The sequence below is a fragment of the Streptomyces sp. NPDC002328 genome, assembly GCF_042890065.1.
Taxonomy (GTDB): domain Bacteria; phylum Actinomycetota; class Actinomycetes; order Streptomycetales; family Streptomycetaceae; genus Streptomyces.
Genome location: NZ_JBIARQ010000001.1, coordinates 901286 through 927782, shown reverse-complemented (window position 1 = coordinate 927782; position 26497 = coordinate 901286). Strand labels below are relative to the sequence as shown.

The window sequence follows — 26497 nt, the reverse complement described above, 5'->3', positions numbered from 1 at the left end:
GACGGAAAGCCGCGTAGTGACCGCCACCGACCGCTCCATCGAGCTCATCAACACCGCCGCCCAGGCGGCAGCCGACAAGCTCGCGCACGACATCATCGCCTACGACGTCAGCGACGTCCTGTCGATCACGGACGCCTTCCTGCTGGCCTCCGCCCCCAACGACCGCCAGGTCAAGTCGATCGTCGACGAGATCGAGGAGCGCCTCCAGAAGGAGCTCGGCGCGAAGCCGGTGCGCCGCGAGGGCGACCGCGAGGCCCGCTGGGTCCTGCTCGACTACGTGGACATCGTCGTGCACGTCCAGCACAGCGAGGAGCGCGTCTTCTACGCCCTGGAGCGGCTGTGGAAGGACTGCCCCGAGCTCAGCCTCCCGGAGGACGCCGTGGCGACCCGCGGCAAGGCGCAGGAACACGCCAAGCTCCAGGCCGCCGAGGAGGACACCGCCGGTTTCGGAGACCTGCGGTGACCGCGCGCTCGCAGGCCGCCGCGGGACGCACGGAGGGCCGTGGCCGCCGGATCATCCTCTGGAGGCACGGCCAGACCGCCTGGAACGTCGAACGCCGCTTCCAGGGCACCACCGACGTCCCGCTGACGGAGGAGGGGGTCGCCCAGGCCCGCCGCGCCGCCCGGCTGCTCGTCTCCCTGAAGCCCGACGCCATCGTTGCCTCGGACCTGTCCCGGGCCGCGAACACGGCGGCCGAGCTCGCCGCGTTGACGAGCCTGGACGTCACCCACGACGAGGGTCTGCGCGAGACGTACGCGGGCGTGTGGCAGGGGCTGACGCACGAGGAGATCGTCGCCCGGCACGGCGACGAGTACGCCGCGTGGAAGCGCGGTGAGCCGGTCCGCCGCGGCGGCGGCGAGCTGGAGACGGAGGTCGCCGACCGCGCCGCCCCCGTGGTGCTGCGGCACGCGGAGAAGCTTCCCGAGGACGGCACGCTCGTCGTCGTCAGCCACGGCGGCACGATCCGCACCACCATCGGCCGTCTCCTCGGCTTGGACGCCCACAACTGGGAGAGCCTCGGCGGGCTCTCGAACTGCTGCTGGTCCGTCCTGGGCGAGGGCGCCCGGGGCTGGCGTCTGCTGGAGCACAACGCCGGCACCCTGCCGGAACCGGTGCTCGGCGACGACGACTGAGCGGCCGGGGCCCGATTTCACTTTCCGGCAGGTCGCAGGCTAAAGTTCTTCTTGTTCGCCCCGCCGAGCGGGGCGAAACACCACGAGGCCTCGCCGCGTGGAACCAGGGGCTATAGCTCAGTTGGTAGAGCGCCTGCATGGCATGCAGGAGGTCAGGAGTTCAATTCTCCTTAGCTCCACGGTCTGACTCTCTCCGGAGTCGTCGGAGATCGTTCGAAGAAGATCCCGTCCCCCACCAGGGGGCGGGATCTTTTGTCGTGGGCTTGAGTCACTTGAGCCCCGGAGGCGTATACCTCTGCGAAAGCGCTTCTCACATGCATGTTCGCGTTCGCTGGGGCAGTCGCGCCGAGGTGCCGTGTCCGGACTGGTACTGAGGCGTCGCTGACCGTATTGGCCCGGCCGTGGCAGAATCAAACGGCCGGAAGGGGGCGCGGCCCGACGGGAGGGAGTAGCGATGCCTGCGAGCATCCTCGGAGAGGTCGGCCACCTCTCCGGAGCGGCGAGGACACGGGGAACGGCCACCCGGCTCAGCTGCCCTTCCTGCGGTTCCGCGTTCGTCGCCCAAGTCCTGGGGGACAACGGCGGGATCTCCTACGTGTGCACGGCCTGCGGCCACAGCTGGAGCTGATCGATGGGTGCACACAGGCGGAAGTGCGACTGGTGCGGCAGCGGCACCCCGATCGTGCGGGACATGGAGCCGCTCAATCCCGACTACCAGTACTGGTGCGAGGAATGCGCGCGGGCGCTGATCATAAAAGGCGACCCGATCGAGACGTACCGCGAGTTGGAGGGCGAGCCGATCTACGGCCGGCTGCTGGAGGAGCACTGCACGCTCAAGCGGTTCTACTCGTTCGTGACGGCCTGACCTGACTTTCCTTGCCAAAGCGGACAGAACGGAAACGATTTGGTGGTCCACCCCCTGGACCGTGTAATGTTGGCGTCGCCGCCAGGGAAACCGGGCGGAACAAAGCAAGGGGCTATAGCTCAGTTGGTAGAGCGCCTGCATGGCATGCAGGAGGTCAGGAGTTCAATTCTCCTTAGCTCCACAGCAGATCCCGCCGGATTCCGATCCGGCGGGATCTTTTGCGTCTGCGCGCACGCCGAACGTCGAGCCACGCACGCGTGGCTCGACGGGGCGCTCGATGCGCCGGATCAGCGGCCCAGGGCGCGGCGTCCGCGGCCCTGGGAGAGGACCGGGAGGTTGCGGGCGGGCGCCTGGCCGCGCGTGTCCTCCTCGATGCGCAGGGCCAGCGCCGGGCAGCGGCGCACCGCGCGCAGGGCCTTGGCCTCCGCGTAGCGCGGCACCTTCGCCTGCGCGACGGTGGGGAAGCCGTCCGCGCCGAGCTGGAAGACCTCCGGGAGGATGTCCGCGCACAGGCCGTGGCCGCGGCACAGGGTCCAGTCCACGAAGATCTTCTGACGGCTGTCGCCGGTGTCCGCGGGCTCCGAGCCGCCCGGGAGGCTCGACGGGCCCATGCCGCCCTCGAAGAGCGGCAGAACGCCCTCCACGGGCCGTCCGCAGCCGTTGCCGAGGACGTGCGCCGCCAGGTCGTCCGTGAACGCCTTGATCGTCGACTCGAGGAACATCGCGGAGCCGTCGGGGTGCGAGCACGCACCGCGCCGCTTGACGTTCTTGGCGACCTGCTTGAGGGCCTCCAGGGCGGCCGGGCCGCCGCCGTTGAGGATGTCCTCCATGCCGCGCGCCGCGGCCGGCAGACCGAGGTAGCAGGGGCCGCACTGGCCCGCGCTCTCCTCGGCCAGCCACTGGGCCACGCGCAGCGACTCGCCCAGCGGGCAGGTCTCCTGACTGATCGGCAGGATCGCGCCCGCGCCGAGGGCGCCGCCCACGGCGTCCAGGGAGTTGCGGGAGACGACCGCCTCGTTGACGGTGGCCGCGTCGATCCACTTGCCGTGGTAGCCGCCGGTCAGCACGCCCTGCGGGACCGGCGGGGCGCCGGCCAGTTGCAGGACGTAGCGGAGCGGGACGCCCGTGGGGACCTCGATCACCAGGGGGCGGGCGACGGCGCCGGACACCGTCAGCATGACGGTGCCGGGCTCGTCGTACAGGCCGGTGTTGCCGTAGCGCTCGGAGCCGATGCGGGCGGCGATGGCCAGTTGGGCGAAGGTCTCGGCGTTGGACAGCAGGGTGGGGGCGCCGCCGACGCCGTTCTGCGAGGCGCTGACCTTGCGGCCGGGCGGGATCGCCGGGCCGCCGTCGATGGAGCGGATCACCGACGCGGCGGCGCCGGTGACCATGCGGATCGGGTTGCGCTGGACGAAGGCCTTCAGCGCCGACCGGCGGCCGTTGCTGAGGCCGCGCTCGGCGAGCGCGGCCTCCATGGAGCGTTCGGTCGACTCACGGGTGACCGCCACCACGAGCGTGCGGGCACCCAGGGCCTCGGCGACCAGCAGGGCGCCGTCCAGGATGAGGTGCGGGGCACGGTTGATCATCACCGTGTCCTTGCGGCAGGCCGGTTCGTCCTCGCTGCCGTTGACGACGACGACCGGCCGTACGCCGCGCTTGATCGCCGCGTCGGCGACCGAGCGCAGCTTCTTGTGGAAGGGGAAGCCCGCGCCGCCGCGGCCCTTGAGGTTGATGCGTTCGGAGAGCTGCGACAGCTTTTCTCCGCCCATGGGTTCGAGCGGCCCGTGCACCTTCAGGTGCATGGGCAGGTCGAGTCTCTCGACAAGGTCGAAGCCCGACGTGAGCTGCGGAAGCCCGACCACGCGGACTTCTGGGACGTCGGGCAGGGCCTCGTTCACCTATAGCCTCCGGAAGGCGTGTTCCAAGGTTCGCCCGAACCCGGAGAGTCGAAGGACGCTCCGGGCGATGGTTCATTGGCGGGACCGCTGTTGTACGTGTCGTTCGGGTTGTACGTGCCGTACTGGGCGTTTGTCTCACCGGTGTTGTACACATCACTCCCGCCGTATCCGCCGGTGCCCTGATTGCCATAGACCGGGATGTTGAATCCCGTGTCCTGGAGCGGGTCGTAGACGGACTGGGGAGCCTCGCCGACCGGCGGCGGGGACGGGATGGGCCAGGTGCCCGAGGTGCTGCCGCCGTTGTCGACGCGCGGCATGGCCTCGGTGGACTGCATGTCGAACGGCATGTTCATGCGCGCGGTCTGGTCGGTCGGGTACGACTGCGGCTGGCGCGGGGTGTTGACGGCGCGGTAGGCGGCGGCGAAGCCGTTCGCGGGCTCCGCTCCCGCGGACGTGTCGTACATCGACGACGAGGACGGCGTCATGCGCGAGGAGCTCATGGTGTCGGCGTTGGAGGAGCGGCCCGAGCGGCCGGAGCGGTTCTCGTAGCCGGGCAGGGAGCCCGAGCCGGTCGCCTCGGCCATGCGCGCGCGGCTCGCCTCCAGCGCGTCGCGGCCGGCCGGCTCCGGCTCGCTGCCGAGGAACGCGGCGATCCTGTCGGCGACCTGGCGCTTGACCGGCCGCGGGGCGGAGCGCAGCGCGAGGGCGGCCATGACGCCCAGCAGGGACAGGCCGTAGAGGATCACGAAGATCGGCTTGGCCGCGCGACCCGCGTAGAGTCCGTGGATCAGCGCGGCGCACCAGGCCGGGTAGGCCAGCATGTGCATCGCGCGCCAGCGGGCGGCGACCGGGGCCGGGGAGGCGAACCGGGAGCGCAGCGCCCCGGTGATGCCCACGAAGATCATCAGCAGGCCGGCCAGCGAGCCCAGGCCGATGAGGAAACCGCTGCCGGTGAGGCCGAGCGAGAACGGGATGATCGCGCCGATGAGCTGGGTGTGGTCCAGCAGGATCTTCGTGGTGATGTGCAGCAGCAGGAACGCGATCGAGGCGACCGCCATCGTCCGGTGGATCGCCTGGCCGATGAGGCGTTGGCGGGTGTTGAGGAAGATCCGGTCCTGGGCGACGAGGCCCCAGATCACCGAGCAGCTGAGCGTGACGAGGGACAGCACGCCCGCGCCGAAGTTCAGGAACTCCTGGAACCGGTCGCCTCCGACCCGCACCAGCACGGGTATGAGGATGAGGACGACAGCGGTCGCCACCCCGTACGCCGACCGGCCGGTCTGGGGGAGCGAGCTGTTACTACGTGAAGCGTTCATGGGGGCAACTCCGAGCAGTTCGGGAAAGCGGTCCCGCTGCCGAACTCTAAGTGGGCGCCATACCGATGGGTACGAGGTTTGAGTTATTGCGTTGTTATCAAAGGACGATGTGACTGCTGTGATGTCCCATAGCGGCTGTTACGCCAGGTAAACCTTGACTTTGGTTCAGTCCCGGGGGTCTCGACGTCATTGTCGACCACGCATACGGAAGCACGTCGCAGTCTGCTCAAGCGCTGCGGTACCCTGTGGCCATGCGTGCCGTACGCCTTCTGCTTAGCGAGCCGCGCTGATCAGTCCCGAACGCCGGTGAACCGGACGGTTCGGAATCGGCGCGGCGTCCCCTCCTGTGTGAGGGGATTTTTCGTTTCTTGAATCGCAGCCGCTGGCAGAGACGATCGATGGAGCTTAAAGGATCATGAGCGAGACGAACCCCGCGGCCACCGAGGCGGCCGCGCCGCACCGCTACACGGCCGGCATGGCGGCCGAGATCGAGGCACGCTGGCAGGACTTCTGGGACGCCGAGGGCACCTATGCGGCGCCGAACCCCAAGGGCGACCTGGCGGGCGACCCCGAGGTCGTCGCCCGGCCCAAGAAGTTCATCATGGACATGTTCCCCTACCCGTCCGGTGCGGGCCTGCACGTCGGCCACCCGCTGGGCTACATCGCCACCGACGTCTTCGCCCGCTTCCAGCGGATGACCGGCCACAACGTCCTGCACACCCTGGGCTTCGACGCCTTCGGCCTGCCCGCCGAGCAGCACGCCGTGCAGACCGGCGAGCACCCCCGCGTCACCACCGAAGCCGCCATCAACAACATGAAGTCCCAGCTGCGCCGACTGGGCCTGGGCCACGACAAGCGCCGGTCGTTCGCCACGATCGACCCGGACTACTACAAGTGGACCCAGTGGATCTTCCTCCAGATCTTCAACTCCTGGTACGACGAGGAGGCCGGCCGGGCCCGACCGATCGCCGAGCTGGTCGCCGCGTTCGAGTCCGGTGAGCGCGCCCCGCGCGGCGACCGCTCCTGGAGCGAGCTGACCGAGATCGAGCGCGCCGACGTCCTGGGCGAGTACCGCCTGGCCTACGCCTCCGACGCGCCCGTCAACTGGTGCCCCGGCCTGGGCACGGTCCTGGCCAACGAGGAGGTCACCGCCGACGGCCGCTCCGAGCGCGGCAACTACCCGGTCTTCAAGGCCAAGCTGCGCCAGTGGAACATGCGCATCACGGCCTACGCCGACCGGCTGCTGACCGACCTGGACGCGCTGGACTGGCCCGAGGCCATCAAGCTCCAGCAGCGCAACTGGATCGGCCGCTCCGAGGGCGCCCGCGTCGACTTCCCCATCGACGGCGAGCGCATCACCGTCTTCACCACCCGCCCGGACACCCTGTTCGGCGCGACCTACATGGTGCTGGCGCCCGAGCACCCCCTGGTCGAGAAGTTCACCCCGGACGCCTGGCCCGAGGGCACCCACGAGGTCTGGACCGGCGGCCACGCCACCCCGTCCGACGCCGTCGCCGCGTACCGCGCGCAGGCCGCGTCCAAGTCCGACGTGGAGCGGCAGGCCGAGGCCAAGGACAAGACCGGCGTCTTCATCGGCTCGTACGCCACGAACCCGGTCAACGGCGAGCGCGTCCCGGTCTTCATCGCCGACTACGTCCTGATGGGCTACGGCACCGGCGCGATCATGGCCGTCCCCGCGGGCGACCAGCGCGACTTCGAGTTCGCGCGCGCCTTCGAGCTGCCGATCCACTGCATCGTCGAGCCGACCGACGGCCGGGGCACCGACACCTCCACCTGGGAGGACGCCTTCGGGTCGTACGACGCGAAGATCATCAACTCGTCCAACGACGACGTCTCCCTGGACGGCCTGGGCGTCGCCGACGCCAAGGCGCGGATCACCGAGTGGCTGGAGCGGTCCGGCATCGGCGAGGGCACCGTCAACTTCCGCCTGCGCGACTGGCTGTTCAGCCGCCAGCGCTACTGGGGCGAGCCCTTCCCGATCGTCTACGACGAGGACGGCGTCGCCCACGCCCTGCCCGAGTCGATGCTGCCGCTGGAGCTGCCCGAGGTCGAGGACTACTCGCCGCGCACCTTCGACCCGGACGACGCCGACACCCAGCCCGAGACGCCGCTGTCGCGCAACGAGGACTGGGTCCACGTCACCCTGGACCTGGGCGACGGCCGTGGCCCGCGCGCGTACCGGCGTGAGACCAACACCATGCCGAACTGGGCCGGTTCCTGCTGGTACGAACTGCGCTACCTGGACCCGCACAACGGCGAGCAGCTGGTCGACCCCGAGATCGAGCAGTACTGGATGGGCCCGCGCGAGGGTCAGCCGCACGGCGGCGTCGACCTGTACGTCGGCGGCGCCGAGCACGCCGTGCTGCACCTGCTGTACGCGCGCTTCTGGTCCAAGGTCCTGTACGACCTGGGGCACGTCTCCTCCGTGGAGCCGTTCCACAAGCTGTACAACCAGGGCATGATCCAGGCCTTCGTCTACCGCGACAGCCGCGGCATCGCGGTGCCGGCCGCCGAAGTGGAGGAGCGCGACGGCGCCTTCTACTACCAGGGCGAGAAGGTCTCCCGGCTGCTGGGCAAGATGGGCAAGTCCCTGAAGAACGCGGTCACTCCGGACGAGATCTGCGCCGAGTACGGCGCCGACACCCTGCGCCTGTACGAGATGGCGATGGGCCCGCTGGACGTCTCCCGCCCGTGGGACACGCGCGCGGTGGTGGGCCAGTTCCGGCTGCTCCAGCGGCTGTGGCGCAACGTCGTCGACGAGGGCACCGGCGCGGTCACCGTGGTCGACGGCGAGCCCGACGAGGACACCCTGCGCGCCCTGCACAAGGCGATCGACGGGGTGCGCCAGGACCTGGAGGGCATGCGGTTCAACACCGCCATCGCCAAGGTCACCGAGCTGAACAACCACCTGACCAAGGCCGGCGGCCCGCTGCCCCGTTCCGTCGCCGAGCCGCTGGTGCTGCTGGTCGCGCCGCTGGCCCCGCACATCGCCGAGGAACTGTGGCGCAAGCTGGGCCACACCGACTCGGTCGTCCACCGGGACTTCCCCGTAGCCGACCCGGCGTACGTCGTGGACGAGACCGTGACCTGCGTCGTGCAGATCAAGGGCAAGGTCAAGGCGCGTCTGGAGGTGTCGCCGTCCATCTCCGACGAGGAGCTGGAGAAGGTGGCGCTGGCCGACGAGCACGTCGTCGGCGCGCTGGGCGGTGCGGGCATCCGCAAGGTGATCGTGCGGGCGCCGAAGCTGGTGAACATCGTTCCGGAGTAGGCCCTCCGGCGGGTGTCAGGGTGGTCCCCTACGGGCAGGTTCGGGGTTCTTCTGGAACTTCCGGCCTGCCCGTTGCGTTTACCGTTGAAGAGCGGCGCATGGTGTGCCGGGACCGTTCCGGAGGAGGAGCTCGTGGAAGCAGTGATCGCAGTCTTCGCACTGCTCTTCGTGCTGTTCCTGGCGCTCGGCGCCTATGCCACGGTGAAGGCGGTCGGCGCGGCCAAGCGCGGCGTGGACCGCACCCTCACCCAAGCCCGGCGCACGGTCGAGGACCACACCCTGCGGGCCAAGTCCTTCACCCAGTTCGGGCCCGCCGGCGAGATCGCACAGCTCCGCCTCAAGCTGCGCACCTCCATGCGCGCCACCCAGGACGCGCTGCGGGCCGGAGCCAGCGAGGACGAGTCGCTGAAGGAGTCCCTCGCGCTCTTCCAGCGCCTCAGCGCCCACGGGTACGAACTGGACGGCGAACTCAAGCGCCTGGAGACGGAGCCCGACCGGGCCACGCTCGTCGAGCGGCTGCCGTCGCTGCGGGAGCGCACCGAGCGCGTCACGGCGTCGGCCGACTCGCTGCGCTGGGCGGCCCGCGACCGGGCCCGTCGCTTCGCGGACGAGGAGCTGGACACCCTCAGCGCCCAGATCGACGTGGAGGCGGGCGCCCTGCGCCACTGGACCACCGCGGACTCCGGCAGCAGCACACCGCCCCCGTGGCCCGAAGCCCCGGCCGCGGAGCCGGCGGACGGCGGACAGTCCTGGCCGGAGACGCCCGGAGCGCCGACCGCGCAGGAGCCGACCCGGCCCGCGATCACCCCGCCGGGCCCGCGGCCCACGTACTCCTGGCAGAAGAAGCCCCGCCCCGAGAGCACGACCTGACGGGTCGCTCGACGCGGCGGCCGGCACTGTAGAGGAAGGCCCGGCCGGACGGGGCCGGGCTGCCGTCCTGGGGCTACCGGACATTCTTTGTAGTGCTCCGGCCTCAGACCGGGGGTGAAACGAATCGTGTGGCTGCGGCACCGAGCGTCGCGGTCTCGTTGCGGCGGAGCTGGATCCTGCTTCATGGCGGTGATGGATCGTTCGCATGGGTGGCGACGCGGGTTCGGCTTGCCTAGTGTGATCGTCATGCAGCTCCGGTACGCCTTCAGGTTGTACCCCGACGCCGCTCAGCAGGCCGCGCTGGCCAGGGCGTTCGGGTGCGCCCGTGTCGTGTTCAACGACGCCGTGCGTGCCCGCGAGGACGCCCGCCTAGCCGGGCAGGCGTTCCCGACGGTCGGTCAGCTGTCCCGGAAGCTGGTCACCGAGGCGAAGCGGACAGCCGAGCGGTCCTGGCTGGGCGAGGTGTCCTCCGTCGTCCTCCAGCAGTCCCTGCGGGACGCCGAGCAGGCGTACCGCAACTTCTTCGCCTCCCTCAAGGGCACCCGCAAGGGACGGAAACTGGGCCCACCCCGGTTCAAGTTCCGCAAGGACGCCAGGCAGTCGATCCGGTTCACCGCCAATGCCCGCTGGCACATCACCGGCAGCGGCCGTCTGAACCTGCCGAAGATCGGCGCGGTGAAAGTGAAACGGTCCCGTACCCTTCCCGCCACCCCCACCTCCGTCACCGTCGTCAAGGACGCGGCCGGCAGGTACTTCGCCCCCTTCGTCCTCGACACCGATCCCGCCGTCGACGCGGCACGGATGCCGCAGACCGACCGCACCATCGGCATCGATCTCGGCCTCACCCTCCCCCAGAGGGGGTACCCCCATCGCGGTCCTCTCCGACGGCACGAAGATCGACTCCCCGCGCTTCCTCCGGCGCGCGGAGAAGAAGCTGAAGAAGGCCCACAAGGAGCTGTCCCGCAAGCAGAAGGGATCGACGAACCGGGCCAAGGCACGCCTGAAAGTCGCCCGTGCCCACGCCGAAGTCGCTGACGCACGCCGCGAGTTGGACGGACTTGGCCAGCCTCGTGCGGGCCAGTCCCGCCACCGACAGGTCCTCCACGGCGATCCCTTGGTTCTCGGAGATCAGCTTGGTGGAGAGCTGGTGGTGGCGCCGGATGGTCGTCGTTCGTGAACATGCTGGAGTACAAAGCCACCCGTTACGGCCGCACCCTGGTCAAGATCGGCCGGTTCACACCGACCTCCCAGACCTGCTCCACCTGCGGCACTGTGGACGGGCCCAAACCTCTCGACGTCCGGGAATGGACCTGTACCGCCTGCGGCGCCGTCCACGACCGGGACACCAACGCCGCGATCAACGTCAAGACGGCCGCCGGACTGGCGGTATCGGCCTGCGGAGCGCCGGTAGGACCAGGAGCGATCCCGGCACAGCGCGAAGAAACAGGAAGCCACGGATTCCCGACCGGAGCCGTGCCGCATAGCGGCACAGCAACAAGTCGAGAAGGCCACAATCCTCGCCCCTCAGGGCGAGGAGCATGTCAAGGCAGGTAACCTCCAGCTCATGTCCCGCCATGTCGCGATCGTCACCGATTCCACGGCCTATCTGCCGCAGCGGACGATGGAGCGCCACGGCATCACCGCGGTGCCCCTGACCGTCGTCGTCGGCGGCCAGGCCCTCGAAGAGGGCACCGAGATCTCCACGCGCTCCCTCGCCCAGGCGTTGCAGAAACGACGCTCCGTCACGACCTCGCGCCCCAGCCCCCAGCTTTTCGCAGAGACGTATCGCCGCATCGCCGAGTCCGGCGCCACCGGCATCGTCTCCCTGCATCTCTCCGCCGAGCTGTCGGGCACGTACGACGCGGCCGTCGTCGCGGCGCGGGAGGCGCCGGTGCCGGTGCGGGTGGTGGACACCGGCATGATCGCGATGGCGCTGGGCTTCTGCGCGCTCACGGCGGCCGAGACCGCGGAGACGGGCGGCACGGTCGACGAGGCGGTCACGGCCGCGGAGAAGCGGGCCGCCGCCACCTCCGCCTACTTCTACGTCGACACCCTCGACTATCTGCGCCGCGGCGGCCGGATCGGCGCCGCGCAGGCCCTGTTGGGCTCCGCGCTCGCGGTGAAGCCGCTGCTCCAGCTCGACGGGGGCCGGATCGAGCCCCTGGAGAAGGTGCGGACGGCGTCGAAGGCGATCGCCCGCCTGGAGGAGCTGGTGGCCGACCGGGCGGGCGGCGCTCCGGTCGACATCGCCGTGCACCATCTCTCGGCCCCCGAGCGGGCGGCGGCCCTCGCGGACCGCCTGCGGGCCCGGGTGCCCGGTCTCGCGGAGCTGCATGTGAGCGAGGTGGGGGCGGTGATCGGTGCGCACACCGGGCCAGGGTTGTTGGGGGCTGTGGTCTCGCATCGGTGACGCGCCGGTGAGGGCCACTCGTGTGGGTGACGGAGTTGTCCACAACCGGGGCACCGTCCACGGAAACTGAGCAAGATCATCGCGGTGCGGCGAAGTGTCCGATCCTCGTCGCATGGCACTTCGATCACGCTCACGTACGACGAATCCGACCAGCGGACCCGGGCGGCGACCCGGCTCCGACGGACGTCTCCGACACCGACGTCACCCCGCTCGCGGCCGGGTGGACGACCGTCATACCCCGGCGGAGGACCTGCGCCGGCGGGCGGAGCTGCTGTTCGGGGAACGGGCGGTGCGACGGAGGGAGTTGGGGACGGGGCCGCTGGGGGTGCGTGGTGGCGGGGATGCCGGGGGCATCGGGGACATCGGGGACACCGGGGAGACCGGTGGGGGTGCGGCTCGGGCGGCGGCGGACGGGCCGGAAGCGGGGGACTGGCGGGCGGGGGTCCGCGCCGGTCCGGAGACGGAGGACTGGCGGGCTCGGGTGGGGCTCGCCTTGCGGGAGCGGATGCCCGTGTGGGTGCAGGCGCGCTGTGGGCTGGAGCCCAGGAGCGTGCTCGCCCTCGCCGTGGTCGTCGTCGCCGTCGCGGCCTTCGCCGTGCAGCACTTCTGGTCCGGCGGGGCCCAGCCGGTGCGGGCGCCGGAGGTGGTGCGGGCGGCGGGAGCCCACGCGGGAGGCGAGCGGAGCGGACCGGGCGAGGGGGCCGGTGCGGGCGGAGCATCCGGAGCGTCGGGTGTGGTGGGGGCGCGGGGTACGGCGGGGGTTGCCGGCGGCGCGAATGCGGGTGCGGGTGTCGGTATGGGGGTGGGGGTGGGTGCGGCCTCGGGCGAGATCGTGGTCGACGTCAGTGGGAAGGTGCGGAAACCCGGGATCCACCGGCTGCCGGCCGGGTCGCGTGTCGTCGACGCGTTGAACGCGGCCGGCGGGGTGCGGCCGGGCACGGACACCGACGGTCTCAACCGGGCGCGGTTCCTGGTCGACGGGGAACAGGTCGTCGTCGGCGGTCCGGCGGGGGGCGGTGGCACGGCGGGCGGCCCGGCCGTGGGCGGGGCCGCAGGATCGGGCGGCGGGCCCGGGGGCGGCGCTGCGGGGACCGCGCCGGGAGCTCCGGTCTCCCTCAACACAGCCACCGTCGAGCAGCTCGATGCGTTGCCGGGGGTGGGGCCCGTGCTGGCGCGGCACATCGTCGACTACCGCACGCAGCAAGGCGGTTTCCGGTCGGTGGACGAACTGCGCGAGGTCAACGGCATCGGCGAGCGACGCTTCGCCGACCTGCGGAACCTCGTACGGCCATGAGGCACGACGAGGCCTCGTCGCGTCGGCGGGACGTACACGCTGACTCCGGGAAGCGCTTGGGCGACGCTCACCCCCGGCAGAAGGGGCCGGTGGATCTGCGGCTCGTGCCGCCCGCGCTGGCGGCCTGGGCGACGGCGGCGGTGACACTGCACGCCTCGCCGGGGGTGGTGACCGGTGCGGTGGTGGTCTGTCTGACTGTGACCGGGGTGCTCCTCGGCGCGGAGTGGCGGGGGCGGCGGCGGGGATGGTCGTCCGGCGGGCGGTCTGCCCGGGAGCCGTCCGCCGGGGAGCCGTCCTCCAGCGTGCGGGTCGGCCGGTTGCGGGCGACCGTCGCCGCTGTGCTGCTCTGCGTGGCTGCGGCCGCCGCGTCGGCCGGGCTGCACGGGGCCGATCTGCGGCGGGGGCCGGTGCCTGCGCTGGCCGAGGAGTACGCCAGGGTCACCGCCGAGGTGGAGATCACCTCCGACCCACGGCTCGCCCGGCCCCGGGGGAGCGGTGACCGCCGGGCCCCGGACGCCGTGCTGATCGACGCCGAGGTGCGCGGGGTCGAGGTGCGTGGCGTCGAAATGCCGGCCGGGAAGGCCGGGAAGGCCGGGACGGCGGGGCCGGCGGGGCCGGCGGGGCCGGCGGGGCCTGTGGGGTCGGCGGGGAGTGCCGGGGCGGCAGGGCCGGTGGGCGTGGCGGGGAGTGCCGGGGTGACAGGGCCGACGGGGCCTGTGGGGTCGGCGGGGAGTGCCGGGGAGGCAGGGCCGGTGGGTGTGGCCGGGCCAGCAGGGGTGATGGGTGTGGCCGGGCCAGCGGGGGCGGCCGGGCCAGCGGGGGTGGAGGGGGCGGCGAGGGCCGTGGTCGGGACTCGGACGCCGGTGTTGATGGTCGTGGATCTCGCGGGAGGCGAGCGGCCGGGGGCCGCCGAGCGGGCGGCGCGGGCGGGGTGGCTCGGGCTGCTGCCCTCCACCCGGGTGCGGGTGACCGGGCGGTTGACGCCGGCGCTGAGCGGCGGGGACCGGACGGCGGCCGTGCTGCGGGTGCGGGACCCGGCGGGGCCCGAGGTGGTGCGGGGGCCGTCGGCTGCGCAGCGCACGGCGGGGCGGCTGCGCGCCGGGCTGCGGGAGGCCACCGACGGGCTCCCGGCGGACGCGCGGGCGCTGCTGCCGGGGCTGGTCGTCGGGGACACCTCACGGATCACGCCCGAGCTGGACGAGGCCTTCAAGGAGACGGACCTCGCGCACACGCTCGCCGTGTCCGGGAGCAACCTCACGATCATGCTCGCCCTGCTCCTCGGCCCGCCCGGCCTGGCGCAGCACGTAGAACGGCGCGGGCCGGCGGCGAGGCTCGGCATCCCGCTCAGGACGACCGCGCTGCTGGGCGGGGCGCTGACGCTCGGGTTCGTCGTCGTGTGCCGGCCCGACCCGAGCGTGCTGCGGGCGGCGGCCTGCGGAGCCGTGGTCCTGCTGGCCCTCGCGACCGGTCGCCGCAGGTCCCTGCTCCCGGCGCTGGCGACGGCGGTGTTGTTGCTGGTGCTGTACGACCCGTGGCTGGCGCGGAGTTACGGGTTCCTGTTGTCCGTGCTGGCGACGGGAGCGCTGTTGACGCTGGCCCCGCGCTGGAGCGCCGCGTTGCGCGGGCGGCGGGTGCCGCCGCGGCTGGCGGAGGCGTTGGCGGCGGCGGGGGCCGCGCAGGCGGTGTGCGCGCCGGTGGTGGTCGTGCTGTCGGCGCGGGTGAGTCTGGTGGCGGTGCCGTGCAATCTGCTCGTGGAGTTCGCGGTGGCGCCGGCGACGGTGCTGGGTTTCGCGGCGCTCGGGACCGCTCCGGTGGCGATGCCGGTGGCCGAGGCGCTGGCGTGGTGCGCGAGTTGGCCGGCCGGGTGGATCGCGGACGTCGCGCGGACCGGGGCGGCGCTGCCCGGCGCGGGGCTGGACTGGCCGGGCGGCTGGACCGGGGCGCTGCTGCTCGCCCTTGCCACGGCCGTGCTGGTGCTGCTCGGGCGGCGGCTGTCGCGGCATCCGTGGCTGTGCGGGATCTGCGGAGCGCTGCTGCTGCTCGTCGTGGTGCAGCCGCCGCCGCTGACCCGGGTGCTCACCGGCTGGCCCCCGCCGGGCTGGCGGCTCGCCATGTGCGATGTGGGGCAGGGTGACGCGACCGTGCTCGCGGCGGGGGCGGGCGTCGGTGTGGTGGTGGACGCCGGGCCGGATCCGGTCCTCGTCGACCGGTGCCTGCGCACGCTGGGCGTCACCCGCGTCCCGCTCGTCGTGCTGACCCACTTCCACGCCGACCATGTGGCGGGGCTGCCGGGGGTGTTGCGGGGCCGGGCGGTGGGGGCGATCGCGACGACGGGGTTCGAGGAGCCCGTGGAGCAGGCGGAGTTCGTGAGGAGGGAGGCGCGGGCCCGGGGGGTGCCCGTGGTGCGGGCGGTGGCGGGGGAGCGGCGGAGGGCCGGCCCTCTCGACTGGGAGGTGCTGTGGCCGCCGCCGGCCCCGGTGCCGGCGCCGGACGGGCCGAACGACGCGAGCGTGACGCTGCTGGTGCGCACGGCCGGGCTGCGGATGCTGCTGCTCGGGGACCTCGAACCCCCGGCCCAGCGGGCGCTGCTGCGCTCGCCGGCGGCCGCGCTGCTGGGCGGCGGGGTGGATGTGCTCAAGGTGGCCCACCACGGGTCGGCCTACCAGGACCCGGACCTGATACGGGCGGTGGCCCCGCGGCTCGCGCTGATCAGCTGCGGGGCGGACAACAGGTACGGGCATCCCGCTCCCGGCACGGTCGCGGCGCTGCGGGCGATGGGCGCGATGGTGCTGCGGACGGACCGGGACGGGGCACTCGCGGTCGCCGGTACGGGCGCGGAGCTGCGGGTGGCGGGAGACTGAGGGCATGGATTCCGCACAGGTCGCCTCCTCATCGCCGCTCGACGCCCGTCTGCTGGAGGCCTATCTGAGCCGCCTCGGGGTCGCGTACCCGGCGTGGCCCACCGTCGACGTGCTGCGCGAGCTGCATCTGCGGCATCTTCAGACGGTGCCCTTCGAGAATCTGTCCGTCCACCTCGGAGAGGAGGTCGTCCTCGAGGAGCGGCGGTTGGTGGAGAAGGTGGTCGAGCAGCGCAGGGGCGGCTTCTGTTACGAGCTGAACGGGGCGTTCGGGGCGCTGCTCAGGGGGCTCGGCTTCGATGTGACGCTGGTGATGGGCCGGGTGTACGGGGAGGCGGGGCGGCTCGGGATCCCGTACGACCATCTCGCGCTGCTGGTGCGGACGGTGGACGCGGGGGAGTGGCTGGCCGACGTGGGCTTCGGGGCGCACAGTCACTATCCGCTGCGGTGGGAGCACCGGGGCGAACAGCAGGATCCCGGGGGTGTGTTCCGGATCGTGGAGGCCGGGGCGGACGCGGCCGGGGTGAAGGGCGGGGCGGGGCGTTCGGCGGGTGATCTGGACGTCGTCCGCAACAAGGCGCGTGAGTACCGCCTCGACGTGCGGCCGCGGGCGCTGGGCGACTTCGCGGCCGGGGCGTGGTGGCACCGCACCTCCCCGGAGTCGCACTTCACACGGTCGCTGGTCTGTTCGCGGGTCGCGGAGGACGGGGGACGGATCACGCTGAGCGGACGCCGGTTGAAGGTGACGGCGGCCGACGGGGCGGGTGAGGAGCGGGAGTTGACGGAGGACGAGGAGGTGCTGGCGGTGTACCGGGAGCGGTTCGGGATCCGGTTGGAGCGGGTGCCGGAGGTGCGGGGAGGATGGGGGCGTGAGTGATGTGAGACATGTGCTGGTGCTGCCGGACCGGGATGCCGCTGAGGAGGTCGTCGAGGCGCTGAGGGAGCGGTTCGGGGTGCGTGAGGAGCCGCACGTCGTCCGGGACGCGTTGGCGGGCGAGGACGACGCGGAGGACGCGCAGTGGCTGGTGGTGCTGCGGGACGAGGAGGAGCGGCTCGACGCGGGGGAGTTGGACGCGTTCGCGGGGGAGTGGGAGGGGTGGCGCGAGGAGCCGTGACGCTCCGCCGGGGTGCGGCGAGACCGGGAGCCGGGGTGCGGGGGCCGGGGTGCGTCGGCACCGGGGCCGAAGCGTCGGGGAGCGCTCGTGGCCGACGCCGTTGTCAGTGGGCCGTGGGATGCTGTGGGCAATGGCCAGGAAGACTGCGAACGACGACCCTCTCGCCCCGGTGACGCTTGCCGTGGGGCAGGAGGACCTGCTGCTCGACCGTGCCGTGCAGGAGGTGGTGGCCGCCGCCCGGGCCGCCGACGCCGACACGGACGTGCGGGATCTCACCCCGGACCAGTTGCAGCCCGGCACGCTGGCCGAGTTGACGAGCCCGTCGCTCTTCGCGGAGCGCAAGGTCGTGGCCGTGCGCAACGCGCAGGACCTGTCGGCCGACACCGTGAAGGACGTCAAGGCGTATCTCTCGGCGCCCGCCGAGGAGATCACGCTCGTGCTGCTGCACGCGGGCGGGGCCAAGGGCAAGGGGCTGCTGGACGCCGCGCGCAAGGCGGGGGCGCGGGAGGTGGCCTGTCCGAAGATGACCAAGCCGGCGGACCGGCTGGCCTTCGTCCGGCAGGAGTTCCGGGCCACCGGGCGGTCGGCCACGCCCGAGGCGTGCCAGGCGCTGGTCGACTCGATCGGCAGCGACCTGCGGGAGCTGGCGTCCGCCGTGTCGCAGCTCGTCGCCGACGTCGAGGGGACCATCGACGAGGCCGTCGTCGGGCGGTACTACACCGGGCGGGCGGAGGCGTCGAGCTTCACCGTCGCGGACCGGGCCGTGGAGGGGCGGGCGGCGGAGGCGCTGGAGGCGCTGCGGTGGTCGCTGGCGACCGGTGTCGCGCCCGTGATGATCACGAGCGCGCTCGCGCAGGGCGTGCGGGCGATCGGCAAGCTGTCCTCGGCGCGGGGGGGCCGTCCGGCCGACCTCGCGCGGGAGCTGGGCATGCCGCCGTGGAAGATCGACCGGGTGCGCCAGCAGATGCGCGGGTGGACGCCGGACGGGGTCGCCGTCGCGCTGCGGGCCGTCGCCGAAGCGGACGCGGGAGTCAAGGGCGGCGGGGACGATCCGGAGTACGCCCTGGAGAAGGCCGTGGTGACGATCGCCCGGGCGGCGCGTTCCAGGGGTCGGTGAGGGACGCTCCGCTGGTGGTGCCGGGTGCGTAGTCGGCTGCCTGCGGCACCGTCGTGGCTGGTCGCGCCCACGCGGCGGAGCCGCAGATCGACACCGTCCGGCGCCCCTTCAGGGGGTTGCCGGACCGGCGATCACGAGCTCCCGCACTCCCCTGACCCCGCCCCACCCCAAGCTCCCGCGAGCCCATAGCCGCCGCGCAAGCCGAAAGCCCCCGCGTCCGTCCTGGGGAAGGGCGGGAGCGGGGGCTTTCGGTTCAAGCGGTGCTGGAACCGCGCCCGCGTGGCGAACGCAGGCCGCGCGCGGTTCCGGGGGCCGGGTGGGAGCGGATGAGAGAGGGCCCGCTCTGGGTCCGTCCGGCGGTCAGATCAGAAGGGTCAGCCCTTGAGGGTCGCGACCTTGGAAGCGAGCGCCGACTTCTTGTTGGCGGCCTGGTTCTTGTGGATGACGCCCTTGGAGACGGCCTTGTCGAGCTGACGCGCGGCAGCGCGCTGGAGCTCGGTGGCCTTCTCGACGTCACCCGCGGCAGCGGCCTCGCGGGCCTTGCGGATCGCGGTCTTCAGGGAGGACTTGACGGCCTTGTTGCGCAGCCGAGCCTTCTCGTTGGTCTTGATCCGCTTGATCTGGGACTTGATGTTCGCCACGAATGAGCCTTTACAGGTTCAGGCACGGGGCCAGGAGGATCTCCGCGAGGGAGGATCCAGGCCCGTACCAGGTGATTTCTTATGACGTGCCTCGTGCTGAGAGGGCATGAGACACAGCCACCCAGCGTACCAGCGGGCGGGAGAGTGGCCCAAACCGCTTCCAGGTCGCCGCCCGTGGGACCATGGAACCTACGTATAGATCCGACCCGAGGCATAAGGCGCCTCAAGAGACAGGACCCTGCGTGCCCGCGACCCCTAACAATGTGCCCGAGCCGAGCCGTACCGACCCGGCACTGATCCGCAACTTCTGCATCATCGCGCACATCGACCACGGCAAGTCCACGCTCGCCGACCGGATGCTCCAGCTGACCGGTGTGGTCGAGCAGCGGCAGATGCGTGCCCAGTACCTCGACCGCATGGACATCGAGCGCGAGCGCGGTATCACGATCAAGTCGCAGGCGGTGCGTCTGCCGTGGGCTCCGAGCCACGACAAGGACAACACGCACATCCTCAACATGATCGACACCCCCGGGCACGTCGACTTCACCTACGAGGTCTCGCGGTCGCTCGCCGCCTGCGAGGGGACCGTCCTCCTCGTCGACGCCGCCCAGGGCATCGAGGCCCAGACCCTCGCCAACCTCTACCTGGCGATGGAGAACGACCTCAAGATCATCCCCGTGCTGAACAAGATCGACCTGCCGGCCGCCCAGCCGGAGAAGTTCTCCGAGGAGCTCGCCAACCTCATCGGCTGCGACCCGGAGGACGTGCTCAAGGTCTCCGCCAAGACCGGCCTGGGCGTCGACGCGCTGCTCGACAAGGTCGTCGCTGAGGTCCCGGCGCCGGTCGGCGTCAAGGACGCGCCCGCCCGCGCCATGATCTTCGACTCCGTCTACGACTCCTACCGCGGCGTGGTCACCTACGTCCGTGTCATCGACGGGCAGCTCAACAAGCGCGAGCGGATCCGGATGATGTCCACGGGCGCGACGCACGAGCTGCTGGAGATCGGGACCAACTCGCCGGAGATGCTGTCGGCCGACGGCCTCGGCGTCGGCGAGGTCGGCTACCTGATCACGGGTGTGAAGGACGTCCGCCAGTCGAAGGTCGGCGACACCGTCACCAGCCAGGCCAAGGGCGCGACGGAGGCGCTCGGCGGCTACAAGGACCCCAAGCCCATGGTCTTCTCGGGTCTGTATCCGCTGGACGGATCCGACTACCCCGAGCTGCGCGAGGCCCTGGACAAGCTCCAGCTCAACGACGCCGCGCTCGTCTACGAGCCGGAGACCTCCGCAGCCCTCGGCTTCGGCTTCCGCGTCGGCTTCCTCGGCCTGCTCCACCTGGACGTGATCCGGGAGCGGCTGGAGCGCGAGTTCGGGCTCGACCTCATCGCCACCGCTCCGAACGTGGTCTACCGCGTGGTCATGGAGGACGGCGCCGAGCACACGGTCACCAACCCGAGCGAGTTCCCGGAAGGCAAGATCAGCGAGGTGTACGAGCCGGTCGTGCGCGCCACCATCCTGGCGCCGACCGAGTTCATCGGCTCGATCATGGAGCTGTGCCAGACCCGGCGCGGCACCCTGCTCGGCATGGACTACCTCTCCGAGGACCGGGTCGAGATCCGCTACACCCTTCCGCTCGCGGAGATCGTCTTCGACTTCTTCGACCAGCTGAAGTCGAAGACGCGCGGGTACGCGTCGCTGGACTACGAGCCCACCGGCGAGCAGACCAGCTCCCTGGTCAAGGTCGACATCCTGCTGCACGGCGACAAGGTGGACGCCTTCTCCGCGATCACCCACAAGGACGCCGCGTACGCCTACGGTGTGCGGCTCGTCGCCAAGCTGCGCGAGCTCATCCCGCGGCAGGCCTTCGAGGTGCCGATCCAGGCCGCCATCGGCTCCCGGGTCATCGCCCGCGAGACCATCCGCGCCATCCGCAAGGACGTCCTCGCCAAGTGCTACGGCGGCGACATCTCCCGTAAGCGCAAGCTGCTGGAGAAGCAGAAGGAGGGCAAGAAGCGGATGAAGATGGTGGGTTCGGTGGAGGTTCCGCAGGAGGCCTTCATCGCCGTGCTCAGCAGCGATGACGGCTCGGCGTCGGCCAAGGGCAAGAAGTAGGCCGGGGCGACACGGGTGTCGCGGGGCCCGTCGCGCGGTTGCGCGGCGGGCCCCGTGCCTGTGGTCTGTAGAAAGTGACAGTACGTGACCCCTTACGTGCCGGGCGGTCGCCCTTTACGCTGAAGCCTGCTCGATAGTTACTCGCGAGTTAAACAACAGCCGCACTGAGCCAGCCGCATCGTCGCGGGCCCCGGAGGATGTCGTGAGCGACACACAGACTTTGATCGAGAACCGTCCGCCGTCCGTCGCGGGCCTCTTCCTGGAGCGCGTGTCGGCCACGCCCGACGCGGAGGCCTATCGCCATCCCGTGCCGGCCGCGTCCGGCCAGGGGCCGGACGACTGGAAGTCGCTGAGCTGGGCCCAGGCCGCCGAGCGGGTGTACGCCATCGCGGCGGGACTCATCGAACTGGGCGTACAGCCGGAACAGCGGGTGGCGCTCGCCTCGTCCACCCGGATCGAGTGGATCCTCGCCGACCTCGGCATCATGTGCGCCGGCGCGGCGACGACGACGATCTACCCGCAGACCAACGCCGAGGAGTCGGCGTACATCCTGTCCGACTCCGCGAGCCGGGTGCTGATCGCCGAGGACGCGGCCCAGCTCGCCAAGGCGGTGGAGAAGCGCCCCGAGCTGCCCGAGCTCACCCATGTGATCGTCGTCGACGCGGCGGGCCTGGAGAGCGTGGAGACCGGCGACTGGATCCTCACCCTGGACGAGCTGGAGAAGCGCGGCGCTGCCAGGCTGGAGCAGGAGCCTGAGCTGATCAAGGAGCGGGTCGGCGCGATCACCAAGGACCAGCTCGCGACGCTGATCTACACCTCCGGCACCACCGGCCGCCCCAAGGGCGTGCGCCTGCCGCACGACAACTGGTCGTACATGGCGAAGGCGATCGCCGCGACCGGGCTGGTCAGCTCCGAGGACGTGCAGTACCTGTGGTTGCCGCTCGCGCACGTGTTCGGCAAGGTGCTGACCTCCGGACAGATCGAGGTCGGGCACGTCACCGCCGTCGACGGCCGCGTCGACAAGATCATCGAGAATCTGCCGGTCGTGCAGCCGACCTACATGGCGGCCGTGCCCCGCATCTTCGAGAAGGTCTACAACGGGGTCGCCGCGAAGGCACGGGCCGCCGGCGGCGCCAAGTACAAGATCTTCCAGTGGGCCGCCGGGGTCTCCCGCGAGTACGCCAAGGCCGCCCAGGACAACTTCCGGCGCACCGGCACCGCCTCCGTCCCGTTCGGACTCGGCGCGAAGCACAAGGTCGCCGACGCGCTCGTCTTCTCCAAGATCCGTGAGGCGTTCGGCGGGAACCTGCGCGCCTGCATCTCCGGCAGCGCGGCGCTCTCCCCCGAGATCGGCTACTTCTTCTCCGGCGCCGGGGTGCACATCCTGGAGGGCTACGGCCTGACCGAGTCCTCCGCGGCCTCCTTCGTGAACCCGGGCGAGGCCTACCGCACCGGCACGGTCGGCAAGCCGCTGCCCGGCACCGAGGTGCGGATCGCGGAGGACGGCGAGATCCTGCTGCGCGGGCCCGGCATCATGGAGGGCTACCACGGGCTCCCCGAGAAGACCGCCGAGGTGCTGGAGGCGGACGGCTGGTTCCACACCGGCGACATCGGCGAGCTGTCGGCCGACGGGTACCTGCGGATCACCGACCGCAAGAAGGACCTGATCAAGACGTCGGGCGGCAAGTACATCGCGCCGGCCGAGGTCGAGGGCCACTTCAAGGCGGTCTGCCCGTACGTGTCGAACATCCTGGTGCACGGGGCGGACCGGAACTTCTGCACCGCGCTGATCGCCCTCGACGAGGTGTCCATCCTGGGCTGGGCCGCGGAGAACGGGCTCGCGGGGAAGTCGTACGCGGAGGTCGTCGCCGCGCCGGCGACCGTCTCCCTGGTCCAGGGGTACGTCGAGCAGCTGAACCAGGGGCTCCAGAAGTGGCAGACGATCAAGAAGTTCCGGCTGCTGCCCCGGGATCTCGATGTGGAGCACGGGGAGATCACGCCGAGCCTGAAGCTGAAGCGGCCGGTGGTCGAGCGGGAGTACAAGCATCTGATCGATGAGATGTACGCGGGGACGCGGGAGGCGTAGCGCGTTCTCGGAGGGGTGGCCGGGGACTGCGTGGCGGCTGCGGGTCTGATTGGGCTGGTCGCGCAGTTCCTCGCGCCCCTGGCCTAAACACATTCACCTTGGCTCTCAGTACCCACGGGTCGAAAGGTTTCTGTAGGTAGTCCGCCGCTCCGGTGGCGTAGCCGCGGAAGGTGTAGCCGGAGTCGTCCTCGACGCCGTCCATGCCCGGCATGCGGATGTCGAGGAGGACGAGGGCGATCCGGCGCCGCAGCAGGACCTTCAGCGCCTCCTCGCCCGAACGGGCCCGTACCAGGGGCTGGTTGAGGGAGACCAGGACCGCCTCCAGGGCGGTCGGGTTGTCCTCCATGTCGTCGACGAGGAGGATCCCGGCGCGTTCGTCGAAGGGTGCCTCGGCGCTCATGACGGTGCCCTCACTCGGTCGGTGCCTGGCCGGCGGGCTCCTCGTCCTCGGCGCCCTCGGGATCCAGCAGGGCGCACACGACCGTCAGCAGCCGGTCGACGTCCACCGGCTTGGGCACGTAGTCGTTGGCGCCCCGGGCGATGGACTTCTCCCGGTCGCCGGGCATCGCCTTGGCGGTGAGGGCGACGATGGGCAGCCCCGTCCAGCGCGGGGTGCGGCGGATGGCGGCGATGGTCTCGTAGCCGTCCATCTCCGGCATCATGATGTCCATCAGGACGAGTTCGACGTCCGGGTTGCGCTCCAGCGTCTCGATGCCCTCGCGGCCGTTCTCCGCGTACAGGACGGGCATGCCGACCCGGCCCAGGACGTGGGTGAGCGCGAAGACGTTGCGGATGTCGTCGTCCACGATCAGCACCCGGCGGCCGGGCAGCACCTGTCCGGCCCGGCCCACCTGCCAGGCCTCCAGCTTGGTGGGGGCCGGCCATGAGTCGTCGGCGTCGTGCGCGGCCGGATGCGGTTCGGCGGGCAGGGCCGACGCGGTGCGCTCGGCGGCGGCCGCGTGGCCGGGGCTGACGACGGGGACGTACAGGGTGAACGTGGAGCCCTTGCCGGGCTCGCTCTCGGCGACGATGCGACCGCCGAGCAGGCCCGCGATCTCCCGGCTGATGGACAGACCGAGGCCCGTGCCGCCGTACTTGCGGTTGGTGGTGCCGTCGGCCTGCTGGAACGCCTCGAAGATCACCGGGAGTTTCTCGGGCGCGATGCCGATGCCGGTGTCGGAGACCGTGAAGGCGATCACCTCGTCGCTGCTCTTCACATAGCGGTGCTCGGGATCCTTGACCCGGTTCACCCGCAGCTCCACCCGGCCGGACGCGGTGAACTTGATCGCGTTGGAGAGCAGGTTGCGCAGGATCTGCTGGAGCCGCTGCTCGTCCGAGTACATCTCGCGCGGCACGTCCTCGCCGACCGCCACCTCGAAGGCGAGCCTCCGGTCGAGCGTGACCGGGCGGAAGGTGGCGTGGACGTAGTCCAGCAGCTTGATGAGCGGCAGCCGCTTGGGGCGTACGTCCATCCGGCCGGCCTCGATCTTCGACAGGTCCAGGATGTCGTTGATCAGTTGCAGGAGGTCCGAGCCCGAGCGGTGGATCGTCGTCGCGAACTGGACTTCCTGGTCGGAGAGATGGCCGTCGGGGTTGTCGGAGAGCAGCCGGGCCAGGATCAGCAGCGAGTTCAGGGGCGTGCGCAGCTCGTGGGACATGTTGGCCAGGAACTCCGACTTGTACTGCGAGCTGGTCGCCAACAGCGCTGCCTTCTCCTCCAGTTCCGCGTTGGAGCGCTGCAACTCCGCCTGCTGCTTCTGGAGTTCGTCGGAGCGCTCCTGGAGCTGCATCGCCAGCCGCTGGGACTCGCCGAGCAGCGACTCCGTACGGGAGTTGGCGATGATCGTGTTGATGGCGACGCCGATGGTGTTCACGAACTGGTCGAAGAAGGCCAGGTGCACATCGGAGAAGCGGGAGAAGGACGCCAGCTCGATCACGCCGAGGAGCTTGTCCTCGAAGAGGATCGGGATGATGACGATCGTGGTGGGGGAGGCCTCGCCCAGACCGCTGTTGATCTTGATGTAGTGCGGCGGGGCCTCCTCGACCAGGATCCGCTTCTTCTCGCGGGCCGCCTGGTGGACCAGGCCGTGCACCGGCAGGCCGCCCGTCTCCACGGTCGCGCCCTCCGCCGAGCCGTAACCGGCGATGAACGCGAGCCCCTTGGCCGGGACCGTCGTCCGCACCGCCGCGTCCTGGTCCGGGTCGGCCAGGTAGAAGGCGCCGTACTGGGCGTTCACCAGCGGGGTCAGCTCCCGCAGGATCAGGTCGGCGACCTCCATCAGGTCCCGGTGGCCCTGCATCAGGGCGGCGAGCCGGGCGAGGTTGGATTCCAGCCAGTCCTTCGCGCGGGTCGTCTCGCGCAGGTTGGCCACCATCAGGTTGATGTTGTCCTTCAGCTCGGCGACCTCGCCGCGCGTCTCCACGGAGATCGAACGGGACATGTCGCCCTGGGCCACCGCGGAGGCCACCTCGGCGATCGCCCGGACCTGGGTGGTGAGGTTCAGCGCCAGCTCGTTCACGTTGGTCGTCAGCCGCTTCCAGGTGCCGTACACGCCCTCCACCCGCGCCTGGCCGCCGAGTTGGCCCTCCGAGCCCACCTCGCGGGCCACCCGGGTGACCTCGGAGGCGAACGAGGACAGCGTGTCGACCATCGTGTTGATGGTGGTCTTCAGCTCCAGGATCTCGCCGCGCGCGTCCACGTCGATCTTCCGCGACAGATCGCCCTGGGCCACGGCGGTGGCCACCTGCGCGATATTGCGGACCTGCGAAGTCAGGTTGTCCGCCATGTAGTTGACGTTGTCGGTGAGGTCCCGCCACACGCCCGACACGCCCAGCACCTGAGCGCGCCCGCCCAGCCGCCCGTCGGTGCCGACCTCACGCGCCACCCGGGTCACCTCGTCGGCGAAGGCGCGCAACTGCTCCACCATCGTGTTGACGGTGTCCTTCAGCTCCAGGATCTCGCCCCGGGCGTCCACGGTGATCTTCTTCGACAGGTCGCCGTTGGCGACCGCCGTCGTCACCTGCGCGATGTTGCGGACCTGCGAAGTCAGGTTCAGCGCCATGAAGTTGACGTTGTCGGTGAGGTCTTTCCAGACCCCGGAGACGCCCCGCACCTGCGCCTGGCCGCCGAGGTTGCCCTCGGTGCCGACCTCGCGGGCGACCCGGGTGACCTCGTCGGCGAAGGCGGACAGCTGGTCGACCATGGTGTTGATGGTCGACTTCAGCTCCAGGATCTCGCCCTTCGCCTCCACCGTGATCTTCTTGCCCAGATCGCCCTGGGCGACGGCCGTGGAGACGAGGGCGATATTGCGGACCTGCGAAGTCAGGTTGTCCGCCATGAAGTTGACGTTGTCGGTGAGGTCCTTCCAGACCCCGGAGACGCCTCGCACCTGGGCCCGGCCGCCGAGGTTGCCCTCGGTGCCGACCTCGCGGGCGACCCGGGTGACCTCGTCGGCGAAGGCGGACAGCTGGTCGACCATGGTGTTGATGGTCG

General features: G+C 71.1%; 18 protein-coding genes, 2 tRNA genes and 2 pseudogenes. 17 read left to right on the top strand and 5 right to left on the bottom strand.

All coding sequences use genetic code 11. The features are described 5' to 3' along the window. Window positions 1-16: 16 nt before the first annotated feature. From rsfS to ACFYX4_RS04095, 6 genes are all read left to right on the top strand, one after another. Window positions 17-463, top strand: a complete 447-nt coding sequence (gene rsfS, locus ACFYX4_RS04120; RefSeq protein ID WP_389325424.1) for a ribosome silencing factor — start codon at window positions 17-19, stop codon at window positions 461-463. After that, a complete protein-coding gene (locus ACFYX4_RS04115) occupies window positions 460-1134 on the top strand; it encodes a histidine phosphatase family protein (RefSeq protein ID WP_389325421.1) in 675 nt (224 codons plus the stop codon). The genes rsfS and ACFYX4_RS04115 overlap by 4 nt, the downstream gene beginning before the upstream one ends. A 106-nt stretch (window positions 1135-1240) precedes the next feature. Further along, window positions 1241-1313: transfer RNA gene (locus ACFYX4_RS04110), tRNA-Ala, on the top strand. A gap of 275 nt (window positions 1314-1588) precedes the next feature. Beyond that, window positions 1589-1762, top strand: a complete 174-nt coding sequence (locus ACFYX4_RS04105) for a hypothetical protein (RefSeq protein WP_389325418.1) — start codon at window positions 1589-1591, stop codon at window positions 1760-1762. A 3-nt stretch (window positions 1763-1765) separates the two neighbouring features. Further along, window positions 1766-1999 (top strand): hypothetical protein, encoded by a 234-nt coding sequence (locus tag ACFYX4_RS04100; protein ID WP_019523121.1) that lies wholly within the window; start codon window positions 1766-1768, stop codon window positions 1997-1999. A 108-nt stretch (window positions 2000-2107) separates the two neighbouring features. Then, window positions 2108-2180, top strand: a tRNA-Ala gene (locus ACFYX4_RS04095). A 106-nt stretch (window positions 2181-2286) separates the two neighbouring features. Here the strand turns inward: ACFYX4_RS04095 and ACFYX4_RS04090 are convergent. Together ACFYX4_RS04090 and ACFYX4_RS04085 are read right to left on the bottom strand one after the other, a co-directional pair. Then, window positions 2287-3897, bottom strand: a complete 1611-nt coding sequence (locus tag ACFYX4_RS04090; RefSeq protein WP_389325415.1) for an NADH-ubiquinone oxidoreductase-F iron-sulfur binding region domain-containing protein — start codon at window positions 3895-3897, stop codon at window positions 2287-2289. Next, window positions 3894-5213 (bottom strand): cytochrome b/b6 domain-containing protein, encoded by a 1320-nt coding sequence (locus ACFYX4_RS04085; RefSeq protein ID WP_389325412.1) that lies wholly within the window; start codon window positions 5211-5213, stop codon window positions 3894-3896. The genes ACFYX4_RS04090 and ACFYX4_RS04085 overlap by 4 nt, the downstream gene beginning before the upstream one ends. A gap of 415 nt (window positions 5214-5628) precedes the next feature. On the opposite strand from ACFYX4_RS04085, the gene leuS reads away from it, so the two are divergent. The 9 genes and pseudogenes from leuS to holA all read left to right on the top strand — a co-directional run bounded on the left by leuS (window position 5629) and on the right by holA (window position 18166). Then, window positions 5629-8502 (top strand): leucine--tRNA ligase, encoded by a 2874-nt coding sequence (gene leuS / locus ACFYX4_RS04080; protein WP_389325409.1) that lies wholly within the window; start codon window positions 5629-5631, stop codon window positions 8500-8502. A gap of 132 nt (window positions 8503-8634) precedes the next feature. After that, a complete protein-coding gene (locus ACFYX4_RS04075; RefSeq protein WP_389325406.1) occupies window positions 8635-9372 on the top strand; it encodes a hypothetical protein in 738 nt (245 codons plus the stop codon). 246 nt (window positions 9373-9618) lie between these two features. Further along, window positions 9619-10926: pseudogene (locus ACFYX4_RS04070) on the top strand (RNA-guided endonuclease InsQ/TnpB family protein). Between the two features lie 10 nt (window positions 10927-10936). Next, the gene (locus tag ACFYX4_RS04065; protein WP_389325403.1) at window positions 10937-11782 is read left to right on the top strand and encodes a DegV family protein; all 846 of its coding nucleotides are present in this window, start codon (window positions 10937-10939) and stop codon (window positions 11780-11782) included. A 112-nt stretch (window positions 11783-11894) separates the two neighbouring features. Next, entirely contained in the window at window positions 11895-13076 is a 1182-nt protein-coding gene (locus tag ACFYX4_RS04060) for a helix-hairpin-helix domain-containing protein (RefSeq protein WP_389325400.1), read from the top strand. Beyond that, complete coding sequence (locus ACFYX4_RS04055) at window positions 13073-15937, top strand: ComEC/Rec2 family competence protein (RefSeq protein WP_389325397.1); 2865 nt, start codon at window positions 13073-13075, stop codon at window positions 15935-15937. The genes ACFYX4_RS04060 and ACFYX4_RS04055 overlap by 4 nt, the downstream gene beginning before the upstream one ends. Window positions 15938-15941: 4 nt before the next feature. After that, entirely contained in the window at window positions 15942-16811 is an 870-nt protein-coding gene (locus tag ACFYX4_RS04050) for an arylamine N-acetyltransferase (protein WP_389325394.1), read from the top strand. Further along, window positions 16804-17049 (top strand): hypothetical protein, encoded by a 246-nt coding sequence (locus ACFYX4_RS04045; protein ID WP_389325391.1) that lies wholly within the window; start codon window positions 16804-16806, stop codon window positions 17047-17049. Before ACFYX4_RS04050 ends, ACFYX4_RS04045 begins: the two co-directional genes overlap by 8 nt. Before the next feature lie 130 nt (window positions 17050-17179). Next, the gene (holA, locus tag ACFYX4_RS04040; RefSeq protein WP_389325388.1) at window positions 17180-18166 is read left to right on the top strand and encodes a DNA polymerase III subunit delta; all 987 of its coding nucleotides are present in this window, start codon (window positions 17180-17182) and stop codon (window positions 18164-18166) included. Window positions 18167-18540: 374 nt separating this feature from the next. Here the strand turns inward: holA and rpsT are convergent, their stop codons facing one another. After that, the gene (gene rpsT / locus ACFYX4_RS04035) at window positions 18541-18807 is read right to left on the bottom strand and encodes a 30S ribosomal protein S20 (RefSeq protein WP_363088202.1); all 267 of its coding nucleotides are present in this window, start codon (window positions 18805-18807) and stop codon (window positions 18541-18543) included. 242 nt (window positions 18808-19049) lie between these two features. On the opposite strand from rpsT, the gene lepA reads away from it, so the two are divergent. Beyond that, window positions 19050-20918 (top strand): translation elongation factor 4, encoded by a 1869-nt coding sequence (gene lepA / locus ACFYX4_RS04030; RefSeq protein ID WP_389325385.1) that lies wholly within the window; start codon window positions 19050-19052, stop codon window positions 20916-20918. 202 nt (window positions 20919-21120) lie between these two features. Next, on the top strand, window positions 21121-23004 hold the full coding sequence (locus ACFYX4_RS04025; protein WP_389325382.1) for an AMP-dependent synthetase/ligase: 1884 nt from the start codon (window positions 21121-21123) through the stop codon (window positions 23002-23004). Window positions 23005-23089: 85 nt separating this feature from the next. On the opposite strand, the pseudogene ACFYX4_RS04020 reads toward ACFYX4_RS04025, so the two are convergent. Further along, window positions 23090-23404, bottom strand: a pseudogene (locus tag ACFYX4_RS04020) (two-component system response regulator); the annotation flags it as partial. Between the two features lie 10 nt (window positions 23405-23414). Then, window positions 23415-26497: HAMP domain-containing protein (locus tag ACFYX4_RS04015; RefSeq protein WP_389325380.1), on the bottom strand; the 3083-nt coding region annotated here is incomplete at its 5' end.

What these genes read in the sequence shown, in the direction of transcription:
- ACFYX4_RS04105 (WP_389325418.1), top strand. Translation starts at nt 1,589, where the DNA reads ATGCCTGCGAGCATCCTCGGAGAGGTCGGCCACCTCTCCGGAGCGGCG.
- ACFYX4_RS04050 (WP_389325394.1), top strand. Translation starts at nt 15,942, where the DNA reads ATGGATTCCGCACAGGTCGCCTCCTCATCGCCGCTCGACGCCCGTCTG.
- leuS (WP_389325409.1), top strand. Translation starts at nt 5,629, where the DNA reads ATGAGCGAGACGAACCCCGCGGCCACCGAGGCGGCCGCGCCGCACCGC.
- ACFYX4_RS04065 (WP_389325403.1), top strand. Translation starts at nt 10,937, where the DNA reads ATGTCCCGCCATGTCGCGATCGTCACCGATTCCACGGCCTATCTGCCG.
- ACFYX4_RS04060 (WP_389325400.1), top strand. Translation starts at nt 11,895, where the DNA reads ATGGCACTTCGATCACGCTCACGTACGACGAATCCGACCAGCGGACCC.
- ACFYX4_RS04055 (WP_389325397.1), top strand. Translation starts at nt 13,073, where the DNA reads ATGAGGCACGACGAGGCCTCGTCGCGTCGGCGGGACGTACACGCTGAC.
- holA (WP_389325388.1), top strand. Translation starts at nt 17,180, where the DNA reads ATGGCCAGGAAGACTGCGAACGACGACCCTCTCGCCCCGGTGACGCTT.
- ACFYX4_RS04100 (WP_019523121.1), top strand. Translation starts at nt 1,766, where the DNA reads ATGGGTGCACACAGGCGGAAGTGCGACTGGTGCGGCAGCGGCACCCCG.
- ACFYX4_RS04085 (WP_389325412.1), bottom strand. Translation starts at nt 5,213, where the DNA reads ATGAACGCTTCACGTAGTAACAGCTCGCTCCCCCAGACCGGCCGGTCG.